The following is a 15879-nucleotide window of genomic DNA, read 5'->3' as shown; positions in this document are numbered from 1 at the left end:
CGCCGCCCCTCGGGCGACACTTAGCAGGAGAATGGCGGCCCTGCGCAACCCTCGGCCGGCGCGCCTGCCCTTAGGCGCGCATCGTCAGGCTCAGATCACATAGTCGAAGGAATCATAGGCGAGGCCGCGCAGGATCTGATCCATGTCGCGGGCCGGCTCGGTGCGGGATTCGGTCCCGACCACCTTGGCCGGCACGCCGGCGACGATCGAATTCGGCGGAACCGATTTCAGCACCACCGAACCGGCGGCGATGCGCGAACAGGCGCCGATCTCGATATTGCCGAGGATTTTGGCGCCCGCCCCGATCATCACCCCGCGCCTCACCTTCGGATGGCGGTCGCCGGCGACCTTGCCGGTGCCGCCGAGAGTCACATTGTGCAAAATCGAGACTTCGTCGTCGACGACCGCCGTCTCGCCGACGACGAAGCCGGTGCCATGGTCGAGGAACAGCCCCTTGCCCAGGCGCGCCGCCGGATGAATGTCGGCGGCCAGCGCGTCCGAGGCGCGGCTCTGGATATAATTGGCGAAGTCGTGTCGGCGCCCGCGCCACAGCGCATGGGCGAGCCGCGCCGACTGGATCGCATGGAATCCCTTGAAATAGAGCAGCGGCTCGATCAGCCGCCCGCAGGCGGGATCACGCTCGACGCAGGCGGCGAGATCGGCGCGGAACGCCGCCGCGATCGTCTCATCCTCCTCCACCGCCTGCAGAAAGGCGTCGGCGATTGTTCTGGCGTCGATCGCCGAGGCCCCGAGCCGCGCGGCGATGCGCTGGACCACCGCCTCTTCGAGCGACGCGCGGTTCAGCACCGCGCCCAGCATCAGCGGCGTCAGCGACGGATCGAGACGCAGCGCTTCCTCCGCCTCGCGGCGCATATGGGCCCACATCGCCTCGGCCTCGGCCGCAAGCGCGGTGAAGTCCTGGCGCGGCGCGTCTGCGTCCATGTTCAGAACTTCACTGGCGGCGGCGATTGCGCCGCGTCAGTCGCCGAGAATTCCGCCATCGGCTTGGTTCCGGCAAAGAAGGTTTTGGCCCAGAGCAGCGTCGGGAAGGTGCGCAGCGAGGTGTTGAATTCCCGCACCGCCTCGATGTAGTCGCGCCGCGCGACATTGATGCGGTTTTCGGTGCCTTCGAGCTGTGACTGCAACGCGAGGAAGTTCTGGTTGGATTTTAGGTCCGGATAGGCTTCGCTGACAGCGATCAGCCGGCCGAGCGCGCCGGTGAGCTGATTTTGCGCCTCCTGAAACTGCTTCATCTTTTCAGGATCGGTCAGCGACCCGGCGTCGACCTTGACCGAGGTCGCCTTGGCGCGCGCCTCGACGACGGAGGTCAATACGTCCTTCTCCTGCTTGGCGTAGCCCTTCACGGTCTCGACGAGATTGGGGATGAGATCGGCGCGGCGCTGATATTGCGACTGCACCTCCGACCATCTCGCCTTGGCGTTCTCCTCCAGCGTCGGAATCGTATTGTAGCCGCAGCCGGAAAGACCGATCGCAAGTAACATCGCGGCGGCGACGGCGCGCCAGCGGGAAAAGTCGCTCATATATGTCTCCGTGAGAGCGGCGCGGCGCGCCGGCGATCATGCCGCGAAATGTAAGGCGCGGCTCTTGCTAAGGAAAGGGCGCGGCTCGGCGCTCAATTGGGGCCGAAATTAGGGTAGAATGGGCCTTCGCCATAAGGATGCGGACAAGATGCAAATCAACGAGATCATCGGCAATTTCGAACTTCTCGATGAATGGGAGGACCGCTACCGCTATCTGATCGAGCTTGGCCGCACGCTCGAGCCGCTGCCCAAGGACGCCTATACGGACGAAAACAAGGTGCGCGGCTGCGCCAGCCAGGTGTGGCTCGAATCGACGCCGACGCGCGATCCCGGCGGGCGGACGATCCTCAATTTTCGCGGCGACAGCGACGCCCATATCGTGCGCGGCCTCGTCGCGCTGACGCTGGCGCTCTATTCGGGACGCCCGGCGCAGGAAATCGTCGACACCGACGCAGCGCCGCTGTTCAAGGAGCTCGGCCTCGCCGAACATCTGACGCCGCAGCGCGCCAACGGCCTGCGCTCGATGGTCGAGCGCATCAAGAAGGAAGCCCGCGAGGCGATGGCGGCGTAGACCCCCTCCCCTTGAGGGGGAGGGTCGGACTCCGAAGCAGTCCGGGGTGGGGTGCCCCCCGTCCAACGCTCTTGCCGGCCGCAACGTCTTTCGTCTGCGCTCCGCGCATTTGTCACCCCACCCCGAAGCGCTGCGCGCTTCGACCCTCCCCCTCGAGGGGAGGGTGAAATTCACATCCTCGGCCGATAATCCTCAGCGCCCCAATGCAGCAGCGCTTGCGCGCGGTGCCGGCCGCGGGCTTCGATAGCAAGGCCATAATGGCGGGCCAGTCGATCGAGGGCGATTCTCAGCACGACTTTCGCCGAGCGCGCGGGCCAACCACGTTCGCTTTCGACGATTTCCAATCCTTTGAGATAGCCGCAGACGTCGGTCAGCAGCCCGCCCAGTTCCGGTCCCACTGAATCGAAGGCGCGGGCGAGGCGCCGGCGGGCGTCGATTGCGACCTCGGAGGCGGCGCTTGAGTCGGCGCCGCGCCGCGCGGCGTTGATCGAGGCTTCCCAATTCGCCGTCACCCGCTGCAGGAGCTGCGCCTGCTCGATGTCGCGGCGAAAGCGCTCGCCAGCTTCGAGCTGCGCGGCGTCGAGGAAGGTCCGGCCGTCGCGGTCCTTGCGGCGCGCGAGCCAGACAAGCGGACTTTCCGCTTCATTGATCAGCGTCGGACGCGCGCCTTTGTCGAGTTGGCGCAGCGCGTAGGACGCATGTTGCGCGCGAAAGGGCTCAGCCTGTTCGATCTCGGGCGCTGACAATCGTCGAAGATGCGCGCGGCCGGCGTCGGTGAGCGCCAGCCGGCGTTCGCCGCCGTCATCCTCCCATCGCACGAGTCCTTCTGCGCGCGCCGCCTCGCCGACGGCGGCGGGAAGCCGGGCGCGCACGACGGTGACGCCTTTGCGCGCGGCGCGCACGACCAGCGTCGACGCTTCGAGCCCGCTCGGCGCGGCCCGCGCGCCGGGCTCGGCGAGCGCCTGAAGCAGCCGGCGCATGGCGCGGGTTATGTCCTCCTTGGCGGGGCGTCCGGGGCCTTTCTTCATCGCGCGCTCCCTTGTTCAAGGAGGTCGCAGATCATGTCGCGCTGAGCGGCGAGCGCCGATTCGAGCCGGGCGGCGCCGGCGTCGAATAAGGGATCGTCGCGCAAATCCTCGATCGTCGCGCAGGCGTGGCGAATGGTGGCTCGGTCGCGCGCGAAAGCCCTGGCGCAGGCCGAAACGCTCGCGCCGAGCGCGACATGGTGGAGATAGACGGCGAGCTGACGGGCGCGGGCGACCGAGGGACGGCAGCGGCGCGCCGAGAAAAGCTCGGCGAAGGGCATCGCCTGAGCCGCCGCGGCCGCGGCGGCGCTGAGGCCCGGAATGGGCTCGGGACGGGAAAACATGGAAGGCTCCAGCTTGAGTGGAGCCGCACCCTATGCCTGAATAAATTCCTATTCAAGAGACAAAATGCTTATCCTCATGCGTTTGGGGGAGAGCATTCTCAGCGTCTTGGAGGACGACCCATGACGCGCACGTCAAATTCTGAACCGCACGATCACCCCGCCCGTTTCGCCGCCGCCGCCGGGCGCGCGCTCGACGCCGCTCTAGCCGCAGGCGAAAAAGGCTATGATCGCGTCAGCGCGCTCTCCCGGCTCCATCGCCTCTCGCCCGAGACGATCGCCAGCGAATCACCCGATGCGGCGCGCGCGGCGCTCAAGGAAATCGAACGCGCGATGCGCGGCGAACGGGCGCGGCGCGGCCATTGGAGCTATGACCTCAACCGCCATATCGGGCTGCTTATTGCCCATCGCGCCGAAACCGCGCGGCTCCATCGGCTGCTGAGGGCCGTCCAGCGATAGGCGCGCTTCCGCCCAAATGCGCAATGCTTTAAGCTTGATTCTTTCACGAGAAGACCCAAAGGCGGGCGATGTATCTTGAGAAAATTCTGGCGCTGTTGGCGGCGGCGCTCGTCGCGATCGGCGCCGGCGTCGGCCTGACATGGATGGCCATTCACCCGGCGTCGCGCTTGGCCGGCGCCGACGCCTTGACGTCGCTCGACAAGGGCGGCGCCCGCCAGCAGATCGAGACGCTCATCGCCGCGACGCCCGACTATGCGCGCTATTTCGCCCGGCTTCGTGAAACCTTCACCACCGATTACGAGGCGGCGATCAATGATTTCGCCGCGCGCCTCGCCCAGACGAAGGAAGAGCAGAGCGTCGACTATTATCTTTCCGAGGCGGTCCGCCGCGTTCGGACCTCGCATGGCGCGCTGGCGGCGAAAGCCGAGCCCGAGCCGATCGCCCGCGTCTTTGAGAAGCAGCTCGAAGTGCTGCAGGCGGTGGCGCGGGAAGACAAGCGCATGTGCGTCGCCTTCCTATACGGCGCGACCAATCTCGATTTCCAGCGATTCGCCGCCTCGCGCCGCCAGATTGTCGCCGACATGGCGCTCGCCGGACTCGAGGCGATCATCAGCGGACAGGCCAACAAGATCGAACGCGCCGCGCCGACCGAGGCGGATTTCCGAGTCCTGGAGAATGCGCTGACCGCGCGGGGCCTCGACAAGGTCGAGATCGACGCGCTGCTCGACGGCAAAATGCCCGTTCCGCCGCTTGAAGACGCGCGGATGTGCGGCGCGGGGCAGACCTATTTCGAAGTGCTGAAGACGCTGCCCGAGCCGGCGCGCACCAAGGTTTACGGTCTCGCGCTGGAGCTGATGGCGCGCTCCTGATCGGATGGCGGCGCCGATGTCTCAGTCGCGGGCGCCGGCGCGCCGGCGGCATGCTTATCGGACTCGCCCAGCGTCTGGCGCAATTGCGCGACGGCGGCTTTGATCAGCGCCTCGCGCGGATGCGCCGGCCCGATTTCGACCGCCGCCATATTGGCCATCGCCTTGGCGAGATTGTCGGTGGGCAGGCCGTCAGCGGTGAACAGTCCCAAATCCTCGTTGGGGCCGCCGGCGACGCCCTGGGCGACGGCCGCGGCATAATTGGCGATCCGCGCAAGTTCGCCAGCGCAGCTCGTGACGCCGAAGTCCAGCGCCGGCAAAGGGGTTGGAAGCGGCGCGATGTCGGCCAGCGTCGTCGAAAGCGCCGGCGCTTTCGGTTCGACGAGCTTGGTTCGCCGCGCCGGCCGCTCGGAAACGCCGGCCATGATTGAAGGCGCCGGCATCAGGTCGATCGACGGCATCAGATCGATCGTCGTCGAGAGAGGCCGCCGCGCCTTTTTCCGGTCGCCGCCGGCGCCCGCTTGCGCGATCTTCCGGTCGACGCCGCCGCGCCCATGCGCCGCGAGCCAGCGGGCGCGCAGCGTATTCTGAATGCCGCGCGGCGCGAGCCCCATTGGCACGACGCGCTGCGGCAGCATGCGCGCCATGCCCGCGCGCGACGCTGTCCGGCCGAGCGCCGCCGTCACGTTTCTAATCGGCGTCACGACGCCGAGCGAACATTGCGCCGGCGCCCAGCGCTCAACGATGGCGCGCGCGCTGCGCCGCCCATAATCGACATAATAACGGCGCAGCAGCAGCGCCGCGACGGCGGCGCCCTCCGCCGCCGAGGCGAACGCGACATGGCCGTCGGGATCGGCGGCGATTTCGCCGCTCCATCCGGCGCTCTTGATGCACCAGTAATTATTGAGCTTGACGCAGCGGCCCGGCTCGCCCTCCTCGGCGCCGACCGCGCGGCGGATCGCCGCGACAGGGGCCATCTCCAGCGCCAGCGCGCTCTCGATTCGCCAATTGTCCACGGCGCGCGCCTCCGGCCGGTAAGCGGGCCTGGCCGCGGGCGCCAGCGCCAAGACCGGCGCGGCGAGGAAGGCCGGCGCCTTCTGAGGCGCCGCTACGGCCAGCATCGTCAGGAGCGCTTCGATCAGCATGGCCGTCCTTCAAAAGGTCGCGAACCAAGTCAGTCGGGGTCTTCCGTCGCCTCGCCCCGCAGCATGCCCGGCGTCACGAAGCGCGTGAGGCGGGCTCCGCCTTTGCGCACCTGCGACCAATGATCGATCTCGAAATCGAGCACCGCCAGCGCCGCCGTAGGAAATTTAGCGCGCATCAGCGCCAATTCATCCGCCTCGCCCGAGCCGGCGAGCCAATAGGCAAGCTCGGCGAAGCCAGGATTATGGCCGACGGCGAGCAGCGTCCCGACCTTGTCCGGAGTCTGCCGCAAAATCTCGACCAGATGATCGACGGTGGCAAGATAGATCGTATTCTCGATCAGATGGGTGACATGGCCGGTAAAGCAGTCGAGCACCTTGTCGAGCGTCTGCTTCGCCCGGCGGGCGTTGGAGGCCACGGCGAGGTCCGGCGCGATCTTCGATTCGCGCAGGAACTCGCCCATGCGCCGCGCGTCCTCCATGCCTCGACGAACGAGCGGACGCTCGCGGTCGCCGCCGGCCGAATGCCGGTCGGCCTTGCCATGGCGCAGGAGCAGGAGTCGACGCATGCCGTCTCTCTATCACGGCCCCGCCGCGCCGCCACGGGGGGCGTCGCGCCGAATCCGGGCTGCGACGATAGCACGCGCCCCTTTACCTTAAGGGCGCCTCGTGCGACCTGTTTGCCGCCGCCTCACCAGGGCTTTCCGATGCGCAGGTTCATCATCGCCGGCGTCGTTACGGCGCTGTCTCTCGCGAGCGCCGCTATTTCGTCGCAGGCCGCCGGCGAGAAGCCGCTGACGCTCGACAATGTCGTCGTCACGCTCGGCGCGACCACCTATCGCATCCCGCATATGGAAATCGAAGGCGCAAGCCTGCCGTTCGCGGAACTGGCCAAGCTGTTCTTAAGCGGGGATGCAAATGTCGCGGCGCGGCTCGCGCGGGTGTCGGCGCGGCGAATCGCCGTGCCGGCGATGTCGAGCGAAAGCCGCAATGAGTCGGGGATCGAGCGCGCAACCTATCGCGCGCTTGTATTCGAGAATATCGTTTCCGGGCGCGCGGAGATCGTTCGCGCCGACGGCGGCGAAGAGACGATCGACTCCGCGAAGGGAGCCGCTCGGCGCGTTCAATGGGGCGTCTTAGAGGCAAAGGGAGTCGATCTCGGCGAAATCGCGCGGCTCGGCGTGACGCGCAGCGAAGCCGACGCGCCGCTGACGCCATTGGTCGACGAGGAAATCGTCGACTCGACGCGTCTCGAAGACGCTGCCCGCGATTTTGTCGTGACGACAGGACGGGTGAAGATCGCCGGCGTGCGCGGACGCGCGTTGCAAACGCCAGCTGACAAACTCGTCGAGCGGTTCGTGAAGCGCGACCCCGCAAAACCCGAGGATGATCCCGCGTTGATGCGCGATCTCCTCGATGCGCTGCAATCTTTCGAGGCCGCATCGATCGACGTCGAGAATATCGCCCTGACCGGCAAAGGCGAACCGGCGGCAAAGCCGTTTGCGTCGAAGATCGCGCGCTTTGGCATGCGCAAAGTGGCAAGCGCCGGCGCCGGCGAAATATTCGCCGAAGATTTTTCGCACGCCGCGTCGGACGGCGGCAATCTGTCGGTGCGGCGATTTTCACTGAATGAATTGCGGCTTGCGCCGATTTTGCAGTCCGGCGCCTATCCGAGATTGGCGCGCGTCGAGTTGCGCGGCCTCGCCGCCGATCTGCCTGATCCCAAGACCGGCGACGCGTCGCGGATCAAATTCAGCGTCGAGAATGCGAGCGCGACATTCGAGAATTTTCTCGAAACGACGCCGACGAAATTCTCCGGCCGTGTCGAAAAGTTCAACATCGATCTTGCGGCGCGCGGCGAAACCCAGACGACGGCGCATTTCTTGGCGCTCGGCTATCGCGATCTTACGCTTTCCGGACTCGCCGCCGGCGAATGGCGCGAGAAGACGTCGGAAGCGGCGCTAGAGCCGGTAGTGATCGACGCCAAGGACATGGGCGCGGCCACCGTCTCGGCGCTCTTTGCCAATGTGTCGCGCGCGGCGTTCTCGTCGTCACCGATCGTTTCGCGCGCGGGGATGCTGACGACATCGGTTAAGTCGATCGACCTTACGCTAGAAGGCAACGGCCTGGTCGATCGCATGCTCGCTCTGGAGGCCAAGGAGCGGAAGACCTCGGTCGAACAGGCGCGGACCGATTACGCCAAATCCGCATCGACGGCGATCGCCGCGCTCCTCGGCCCCGGCGCCAACGCCAGGCGAGTCGCCGACGCCGTTTCAGCCTATATCGAGAAGCCGAAGCGCCTGCATCTGCATCTTGTCGCGCCAAAAGGAATCAACGCCCTAGACGCGCTTCTGCGAAAGCCCGGCGAGATTCTGGAAAGCCTCGAGGTAGAAGCGAGCGCGGCGAGATAAGGGCGCGACTGAGCGCTGGGACAATTCGCGGCGCGCCACGTCACCGCCCCATGAAACGCGGCTCCCGCTTCTCTAGAAAAGCGGCGCGGCCCTCCATGTAATCGTCGCTGTCGAAACAGGCGCTCGCCAGAGCTTCGCATTGTTCATAGGACGGCGCTTCCGGCAATCGTCCGGCGGCGCGGATCGCTGCCTTGGCGGCGCGAAGGGTCAGCGGCGCGCCGGCGGCGATCGTTTCGGCGAGCGCATGCACGCCGCCTTCGAAACTCTCCGACGCGAACAGCCGGCTGACGAAGCCGCGCTCATTGGCTTCGTCGGCCGTCAGGCGGCGCGCGGTGTAGAAGAGATCGAACGCCAGTTGCACGCCGACGGCGGCGACGACGTAGGACATCGCCGCCGGCGGATAGCCGACGCCGAGCTTCGCCGCCGGAATGGCGAAAACCGCCTTAGCATCGGCGACGCGCAGATCGCAGCATGCGGCGATGCCGAAGCCGCCGCCCATGCAGAATCCCGAAACGGCGGCGATGGTCGGTTTAGAAAGATTCGAAATCGCGTCGAAGGCTTCGACATTGGCCTTCTCATAAGCGCGCCCGCCGTCGCTGGTCGCGCGGAGCGTGGAGAATTCGCTGATGTCGGCGCCGGCGCAAAACGACATGCCCGCGGCGCCGCTGATCACGAGAATGCGCGCCTCCTCTTCGGCGTCGATATCGCGCATCAGCGCCGGCAGCGCGCGCCACATCTCGAAATCGAAGGCGTTCCGCTTTGAGGGATTATCGATATGGAGCCGCGCGACGCCGAAATTCAGCGTGACGCGAAGCTTGGGTGTCGGAGATTGAATCGCCATCATTCCTCGTGAGCGCTCTTCGAAGGTCGTTCGATCGGTCATGGTTCGTTGACTAAACTCAATTCGCCGGGCGATCGGACCACACACGCCGACCACACTGTGACCACGGAAGAGGAAAGCGTCGAGCCACGGACGGGCGCACGCCTCGAAGCCGCGATGCGCGACGCAATGCCGCGCCGCGCCGCGGCGATCGCGACCTCGTGCCACAGCACGCCGCGTCGCAATGACGACTAAGGTCGATTTCACGCATTCGAGAAACTTTCCTCGCAAATTTGGAGCGCCAAGGCGATGGGAACTGACAAATTCGCGTCGCCGGGAGCATTGCGGCTGACTTTAGCCTTTGCGGTCTTTGTTCACCACACGACCAGTTTCAACCTCGGCATGTCCGCGGTGCTGATCTTTTTCGTACTGAGCGGCTATTGGGTCGCGGCGATGTGGAAGAAGACCTATTCCAAGACGAATTCGGCCTATTTCACCTATCTTGTTTCGCGCGTCTGGCGCATCGCGCCGGTATTCGCTCTGTGCTCGGCGATCACTTGGGCGCTTCTCGTCTGGCGCGGCGACGCGCCGACGGCCTTTGGCGGGCTGATGCATCAGCTCTTCTCCAACATCATGATCCTCGGCTACAACTCGCTGCCGTTCCAGGCCAATATTCCCGGCTGGTCGCTGGATATGGAATTGCAGTTCTATCTCATCGCGCCGGCGATCATCTTCCTCATTTCGAAGAACATTCAGCTCTTGCTGCTTTGCCTTGTCATTTCGGCCGCCGCGCCGTGGCTTGGCGGCTCCGCCACCGTCGCGCCTTTCCTGCTGTTTTTCGGAGTCGGCGTCGCGGCCGCGAGCCATGAGTTGAAGCCGAGCCGCGTCTTCGCCTATCGCGCGCTCTATGCTTCGCTCGCCGTGGTCGCGCTCTGCGTCGCGCTGCTCGCCAAGGAGCTTTATTTCGGCACGGCGCAAGGCGCGATGGCGCTCGCCTTCAGCAGCAAGACCAATCTGCTCATCGCCGCGACGATGACGCCCTGGGCGCTCTATACGACGCAGCAGTCAAGCGGCGCCAAGGACCGCATGTTCGGCGAATTGTCCTACATTTTCTATCTGCTGCACTGGTCGGTGATCGGCGCTTTGAAGACCGGCGAAGGCTCCTATCTCGATCGCATGCTGCTCTGCTCGGAGGCGCTCGTCATCATCCTCGTCGCCTCCTATCTGATCTGGCGCCTGTTCGATCGGCCGATCAACAAATTGCGCGCCTCCTGGGTCTCCGGGCGGATTCTCGCCGCGCCGGTCGGGTTCGGCTCGGTCGGGGTCGCCGGCGCCGCGCCGGCGATGGCTTAAGGCCACGCGCCACGGGGCCGGAGCCTTCCCCGGCCCTCGCCTGATCCGATCGCGCCACGGAGCGCGCGTTCTCCAATTTGCTTGAGTCCAATCGGCGGGCTATGGGTGCGCCATGTTCCCCGGCGCGCAGCGATTGGCGTTTGTTTTGGCTGTCACCGGCGGGCTGACGCTTCTCAGCCTGAAGCGCTCGGATGAGCCGACGGTCAGTTGCGCGAGCGTCAACAGCGGCGGCGGCAAGGATTACAACATCCTTGTCGTCGGCGAATCCTGGGCGTCGGACGGCAAGCTATTGCCCGAACTGCCGCGCGCTGTCTCCGAGCGCCTTCACGGCCGCGGCGTCAAAGCCTGTTCGATCGGTTTCGCCGGCCGAAACTCGCGCCTGCTCTATACAGAACTGCGCGATAAATACCCGACCGAGAAACTCTACCGCCTGTTTGACGGCAAGACGCCCGACACGGTCGTTCTCATCAACGGCGTCAATGATGAAATTCAGCACGTCGGCGCGTCAGCCTATGTCGAATATACAAAAAAGCTCGTCGAATATTTTTCCGACGTCGACGACGTCGAAATCATCGCGATTCCCCGCGTCAACGAACGCAGGTTCAACCCGCCCAATCTCTACAGCGCCGTCAAACGCTCAATCTTGAGCTGCTTTTACGATCAGTGCCAGAAGCAGGTGAACGACCTCTACCGGGTGGCGCTGTGGCGCGACCATCCCGAACTCAACATTATCGAATATGACGATTTCATCGATCGCTATGAAGGCAACGAGCGGCGTTACACCGCCGACGGCGTGCATCTCACCGACGAAAACTTCCATAAATATGGCGCGTTTATCGGCGGCGCGCTGTCGCTCGAAAAACACGCCGGAAGGTAGCGCGTTCGAGCGCCGCGCCCTGCTATAAGCCCGCCATGGACCTCCTCCCTCGCCTGCTTCACCGTGACGGGCTGATGCTGATCATCGACAAGCCCGCCGGCGTCGCCGTCCACCGCGGCCCGAAGGGCGGCCCGAGCCTCGAAGACGCCTTCGACCAGCTGCGCTTCGGCCTCCCCCGTCCGCCGGCGCTGGCGCATCGTCTCGACAAGGACACCTCCGGCTGCCTGGTGCTCGGGCGCCACCGCAAGGCGCTGGAGCGGCTTGGCCGGCTGTTCAAGTCCGGCCGCGTCGGCAAGACCTATTGGGCGGTGGTCGAGGGCGCGCCGGCGGGCGAGCAAGGCGAGATCGACCTGGCGCTCGGGCGGCTTGACGCGGGGCGCGGCTGGTGGATGCGGCCCGACCCGCTTGGCTTGCCCGCCCGCACCTCGTGGCGGGTTCTCGGCAGAAGCGCCGATAGCGCGCTCGCCTTCATTGAATTCACGCCGCATACCGGCCGCACGCATCAGATCCGCGTGCATTCGCAGGCGATGGGCTGGCCGATTCTCGGCGATCCGATCTATGGCTCTGGTCGCCGCGAGGGCGCGCCGCCCCTTCACCTTCATGCCCGCGCGGTGAGCGTGCCGATGCAGGACGGCAAGCCGCCGGTCGAAGCTCTCGCTGCGCCGCCCCCGCATATGGCTGAGGCGCTCTACGCCTGCGGCTGGCGGAGCGAAGCGCAAGCGTAACGGAGCGATTGCAAATCGGCGCCGAAACGCCGAACATGTCACGGTATTTTGGAGCGACACATGGCGGCGGCCGCCACGCCTTCTTCTATGGAATCCTCCTGCCGGAGCCCTAGCGCTTTCGCGCTGGACCGAGGGCTGCTCCATGATCTCGCCGATCTAGCGCTCGCCGCCGCGCGAGCGGGCGGCGCGAGCTACGCCGACCTCAGGATCGGCGAAACCTGGCGCGAATACGCCTTCGCCAAGGACGACCGGCTGGAGAATTTCGACGAGCGCGCCTCGCAGGGATTCGGCCTGCGGGTTCTGCTCGACGGCTGCTGGGGATTTTACGGCGCGCGCCGGCTCGATCCTTCAAGTCTGCGCGACGGCGTCGAGCGCGCGCTGGAGAACGCCCGCGCGGTGAAGCCGATACAATTCCTGCCGATCGAACTTGAGCGCCTGCCCGCGCATGAGGCCGAATGGATCATGCCCATGGGCGCCGATCCATTCGACGTGTCAGCCGGCGAGAAGGCCGATCTGCTGCTGGCGATCATCGCCAGCGCGCGCGATCATGGCGCGGATTTCTGCTCGGCGTCGTTCTCGGCGGCGCGCGAAGAGCGATTCTTCGCCAACAGCCTCGGCAGCCGGATTCATCAGACGCGCACCCGGGTCGCGCCAAATTTTCAGGCGGCCGCGGTCGATCGCGCCAAGGGCCGTCTCGCGACGCGCGACTGTCTCGCCCCGGCGCGCGGGGCCGGCTGGGACTATGTTCTCGGCGCCGGCCTGATCGAGGAAGCCGCGCGGGCGGGCGGCGAGGCGCGCGCCAAGCTCGACGCCAAGCCGGTGACGCCGGGCGACTATGACATCGTGATCGACCCGACCAATCTGTGGCTGACGATCCATGAGACGGTCGGCCATTCGACCGAACTCGACCGCGTGCTCGGCTGGGAGGCGAATTTCGCGGGCACCAGCTTCGTCAAACCTCATATGCTGAATGAATTGCGGTTCGGCTCGGAGCTGATGACGATCGTCGCCGACCGCGCCCAGCCCGGCGCGCTCGCCACGATCGGCTATGACGACGACGGCGCGCCGGCGGAGGCCGCTGAATTCGCGATCGTCGAAAACGGCGTGTTCAGGAATTTCCAGATGGCGCTCGGGCAGGCGCATCTCATCGGCCTGTCGCATTCGAATGGCTGCGCCTATGCGGACAGTCCGACGACGTTTCCCATTCAGCGCATGCCGAATATTTCATTGAAGCCGAATCCTCGGAAATGCTGCTTCGACGATCTGATCAACGATGTCGAGAACGGGATTTACGTCGTCGGCGCCGGCAGCTGGAGCATCGATCAGCAGCGCGACAATTTCCAGTTCGGCGGGCAACTCTTCTATGAGATCAAGAACGGCAGGCTTGGCGAATTGCTGCGCGACGGCGCCTATCAGGGGCGCAACACGCAATTTTGGAATTCTCTTTCAGGCCTGTGCGATGAAAGCGCCTATCATCTCGACGGCACCTTCACCTGCGGCAAGGCCGAGCCGGTGCAGCTGGCGCCGGTCTCGCACGGCAGCCCGCCGGCGCTCTTTCGCAACGTGCGCGTGCTGAACACGAGCGACGACGCATAGAGCATGTTTCTTTCCTCAGATGACGCAAAGGCGATCGCCGACAAGGTGCTCGCACATTCCAAGGCCGACGCCTGCGCCGTGCATATTCAAGGCGGCCTCGATCAAAGTCTGCGCTTCGCGCGCGGCGGCGCGACGACCAATCTCGCGAGCGCTGAAGCCAGTCTGCGAATTTCCTCGCATATCGGTGGGCGCGTCGGCGCCTGCAGCATCTCGCGCTTCGACGACGCGGCGCTCGCCGCCGCTGTCGCGCGGTCGGAAGAGATTGCGCGCCTGTTGCCCGTCGATCCGGATTATGTCGCGCCGCTCGGTCCGCAAAATTACGGCTTTTCCAGCCGCTATGACGAGGCGACGGCGCATCTGAGACTCGACGCGCTCGTGGGCGCCGCGGCGCAGGTCATGGCGGAAGGCGCGCGGATCGGCGTCGATACTTTCGGCTGCGCGACAGCCGCGCGGCGATTCGACGCTTACGCCACGAGCGCCGGGCTCTTCGCCTATGAACGGCGCAGCGAAATCGATCTCTCGGCCACCGCCCGCAACCGCGCCGACTCTTGGTCGGGCTGGGCCGCTGCGCATCACTTCTTCGCCGATCGGCTCGACGCTGAGCAAATCGCCCGCGTCGTTTGCGCCAAGGGCGCTCATCATTCGACGCCCGTCGATCTCGACCCCGGCGCCTATACGGTGGTTCTCGAGCCGGACGCCACGGCCGAACTCGCCTTTTGGCTGATGAGAGCGATGGAGGCGCGCGCCGCCGACGAGGGCAGAAGCTTTTTTGCGCGTCCCGGCGGCGGCGCGCTGATCGGCGAAAGGCTTTTCGACGAAAAGCTGACGATCCGCGTCGATCCCGCCGATCCGATCGCGCCGGAAGCCGCGGTCGGATTCGACGGCCTGCCGCATCGCGCCCGCGCCTTTATCGAGAATGGCGTCGCGACGACGCTCTATCGCTCGCGCGCCTGGGCGCAACGGACCGGCGCCGAGCCGATCCCTTTCGCGCGCAATTTCGTGATGGCCGGCGGCGACGTTACGATCGACGACATGGTCCGATCGGTGCGGCGCGGCGTATTGGTGACGCGGCTTTGGTACACCAATATCGTCGAACCGAAGAGCCTGTTGCTCACCGGCCTCACCCGCGACGGCAATTTTCTCATCGAGAATGGACGCGTCGTCGCGCCAATGCGCAACATGCGCTTCAATCAGCGGCTCGGCGCGTTCTTCGCCAATATCAAGGCGCTCGGTCCGACGCGCCGGACCTGGCGCGCGGCGGGCGAAGGCGGCGCGCCGGCGGCGCCGGCGATGCTCGTCGAAGGCTTCAACTTCTCGTCGAAGTCAAGCGGTATCTAAAGGGCCGATCAACGTCTGAGGTTGAAGATGGAAACGAAAATCGACGAAATCGCCGAGCGCATTTATCGCTTGTCGACATTTGTGCAAGAGATCGCCGCGCCGGCCGGTTTCACCTTCAACCAGTTCCTTATCGACGCGGATGAGCCGTTCCTTTTTCATTGCGGGCCGCGCTCGCTGTTTCCGCCCGTATCGAAGGCTTTGGGCGCGATCACGCCGATCGAACGGCTGCGCTGGATTTCGTTTGGCCATGTCGAAGCCGATGAATGCGGCGCGATGAACCTGTGGCTCGCCGCCGCGCCGCAGGCGCAAGTGGTTCACGGCCAGATCGCCTGCATGGTGTCGCTCAACGATCTCGCCGACCGGCCGCCGCGCGCGCTCGCCGACGGCGAGACAATTGACATCGGCGGTAAGCGCGTGCGCTACATCGATACGCCGCATGTGCCGCATGCATGGGAATCGGGGCTGATCTATGAAGAGACAACCCGAACGCTGTTTTGCGGCGATCTCTTCTCGCAGATCGGCCACGGGCCAGCGATTGTCACGGACAGCGTGCTCGACGCCGCAATCGCGGCGGAGAACGCCTTTCAGGCCACATCGCTGACGCCGGCGACCGGACCGACGATTCGTATGCTGGCGACGTTGGAGCCGCATCGCCTCGCTACGATGCACGGCTCGAGTTACGAGGGCGACTGCGCCGCGCTGCTTTCGCAGCTCGCGGATTTTTATGAAGCGGCGCTTGCAGCGAAAAGCGCGCATTCGCCTGCCCCTTGATGGCGAAGCGCCTACACCCACCCCCCCCCCTTGAGGGGGAGGG

Annotated in this window: 18 protein-coding genes; 11 read left to right on the top strand and 7 right to left on the bottom strand. The window is 65.6% G+C overall.

Annotated features, from left to right (window positions below; genetic code table 11):
• Positions 1–90 precede the first annotated feature (90 nt).
• Positions 91–942, bottom strand: coding sequence for a serine O-acetyltransferase (gene cysE / locus U1E20_RS02390; protein ID WP_409978985.1), 852 nt, complete (start codon positions 940–942; stop codon positions 91–93).
• A 2-nt stretch (positions 943–944) separates the two neighbouring features.
• Positions 945–1541 carry a LemA family protein gene (locus tag U1E20_RS02385; RefSeq protein ID WP_409978984.1) on the bottom strand — a complete coding sequence of 199 codons (597 nt, stop codon included), beginning with the start codon at positions 1539–1541 and terminating at the stop codon, positions 945–947.
• A 148-nt stretch (positions 1542–1689) separates the two neighbouring features.
• On the opposite strand from U1E20_RS02385, the gene U1E20_RS02380 reads away from it, so the two are divergent.
• Positions 1690–2112: a SufE family protein gene (locus U1E20_RS02380; protein WP_409978983.1), complete on the top strand. Its 423-nt coding sequence runs from the start codon at positions 1690–1692 to the stop codon at positions 2110–2112.
• A gap of 170 nt (positions 2113–2282) precedes the next feature.
• Here the strand turns inward: U1E20_RS02380 and U1E20_RS02375 are convergent, their stop codons facing one another.
• A complete protein-coding gene (locus U1E20_RS02375) occupies positions 2283–3140 on the bottom strand; it encodes a DUF6456 domain-containing protein (protein WP_409978982.1) in 858 nt (285 codons plus the stop codon).
• Positions 3137–3481 carry a helix-turn-helix domain-containing protein gene (locus U1E20_RS02370; protein ID WP_409978981.1) on the bottom strand — a complete coding sequence of 115 codons (345 nt, stop codon included), beginning with the start codon at positions 3479–3481 and terminating at the stop codon, positions 3137–3139. Before U1E20_RS02370 ends, U1E20_RS02375 begins: the two co-directional genes overlap by 4 nt.
• 120 nt (positions 3482–3601) lie before the next feature.
• Here U1E20_RS02370 and U1E20_RS02365 point away from each other — a divergent pair, with 120 nt between their 5' ends.
• A complete protein-coding gene (locus tag U1E20_RS02365) occupies positions 3602–3937 on the top strand; it encodes a DUF6477 family protein (protein WP_409978980.1) in 336 nt (111 codons plus the stop codon).
• Between the two features lie 68 nt (positions 3938–4005).
• The gene (locus tag U1E20_RS02360) at positions 4006–4806 is read left to right on the top strand and encodes a hypothetical protein (RefSeq protein ID WP_409978979.1); all 801 of its coding nucleotides are present in this window, start codon (positions 4006–4008) and stop codon (positions 4804–4806) included.
• Here the strand turns inward: U1E20_RS02360 and U1E20_RS02355 are convergent.
• On the bottom strand, positions 4770–5948 hold the full coding sequence (locus U1E20_RS02355; protein WP_409978978.1) for a hypothetical protein: 1179 nt from the start codon (positions 5946–5948) through the stop codon (positions 4770–4772). The two genes, U1E20_RS02360 and U1E20_RS02355, sit on opposite strands and share 37 nt — an antisense overlap.
• Positions 5949–5977: 29 nt before the next feature.
• Positions 5978–6514, bottom strand: a complete 537-nt coding sequence (locus U1E20_RS02350) for a SixA phosphatase family protein (protein ID WP_409978977.1) — start codon at positions 6512–6514, stop codon at positions 5978–5980.
• Positions 6515–6652: 138 nt separating this feature from the next.
• Here U1E20_RS02350 and U1E20_RS02345 point away from each other — a divergent pair, with 138 nt between their 5' ends.
• The gene (locus U1E20_RS02345; RefSeq protein ID WP_409978976.1) at positions 6653–8356 is read left to right on the top strand and encodes a hypothetical protein; all 1704 of its coding nucleotides are present in this window, start codon (positions 6653–6655) and stop codon (positions 8354–8356) included.
• Between the two features lie 40 nt (positions 8357–8396).
• Here U1E20_RS02345 and U1E20_RS02340 read toward each other — a convergent pair whose 3' ends face one another.
• Positions 8397–9197, bottom strand: a complete 801-nt coding sequence (locus U1E20_RS02340; protein ID WP_409979626.1) for an enoyl-CoA hydratase — start codon at positions 9195–9197, stop codon at positions 8397–8399.
• 48 nt (positions 9198–9245) lie between these two features.
• Here U1E20_RS02340 and U1E20_RS02335 point away from each other — a divergent pair, with 48 nt between their 5' ends.
• The 7 genes from U1E20_RS02335 (at position 9246) to U1E20_RS02305 (ending at position 15836) form a co-directional block, all read left to right on the top strand.
• Entirely contained in the window at positions 9246–9431 is a 186-nt protein-coding gene (locus U1E20_RS02335; protein ID WP_409978975.1) for a hypothetical protein, read from the top strand.
• 54 nt (positions 9432–9485) lie between these two features.
• Positions 9486–10529, top strand: a complete 1044-nt coding sequence (locus U1E20_RS02330; protein WP_409978974.1) for an acyltransferase family protein — start codon at positions 9486–9488, stop codon at positions 10527–10529.
• Between the two features lie 145 nt (positions 10530–10674).
• Positions 10675–11406 (top strand): SGNH/GDSL hydrolase family protein, encoded by a 732-nt coding sequence (locus tag U1E20_RS02325; RefSeq protein WP_409978973.1) that lies wholly within the window; start codon positions 10675–10677, stop codon positions 11404–11406.
• Positions 11407–11441: 35 nt separating this feature from the next.
• Positions 11442–12131, top strand: coding sequence for an RluA family pseudouridine synthase (locus tag U1E20_RS02320; protein WP_409978972.1), 690 nt, complete (start codon positions 11442–11444; stop codon positions 12129–12131).
• Between the two features lie 60 nt (positions 12132–12191).
• The gene (locus U1E20_RS02315) at positions 12192–13727 is read left to right on the top strand and encodes a TldD/PmbA family protein (protein WP_409978971.1); all 1536 of its coding nucleotides are present in this window, start codon (positions 12192–12194) and stop codon (positions 13725–13727) included.
• Between the two features lie 3 nt (positions 13728–13730).
• A complete protein-coding gene (locus tag U1E20_RS02310; RefSeq protein WP_409978970.1) occupies positions 13731–15065 on the top strand; it encodes a TldD/PmbA family protein in 1335 nt (444 codons plus the stop codon).
• Positions 15066–15092: 27 nt separating this feature from the next.
• The gene (locus tag U1E20_RS02305) at positions 15093–15836 is read left to right on the top strand and encodes an MBL fold metallo-hydrolase (RefSeq protein WP_409978969.1); all 744 of its coding nucleotides are present in this window, start codon (positions 15093–15095) and stop codon (positions 15834–15836) included.
• Positions 15837–15879 lie beyond the last annotated feature (43 nt).

This window comes from Methylocystis sp., from assembly GCF_046349115.1.
Classification (GTDB): domain Bacteria; phylum Pseudomonadota; class Alphaproteobacteria; order Rhizobiales; family Beijerinckiaceae; genus Methylocystis.
Note: the sequence above shows the minus strand (reverse complement) of the source record. Positions and strands in the feature narration are given on the sequence as shown.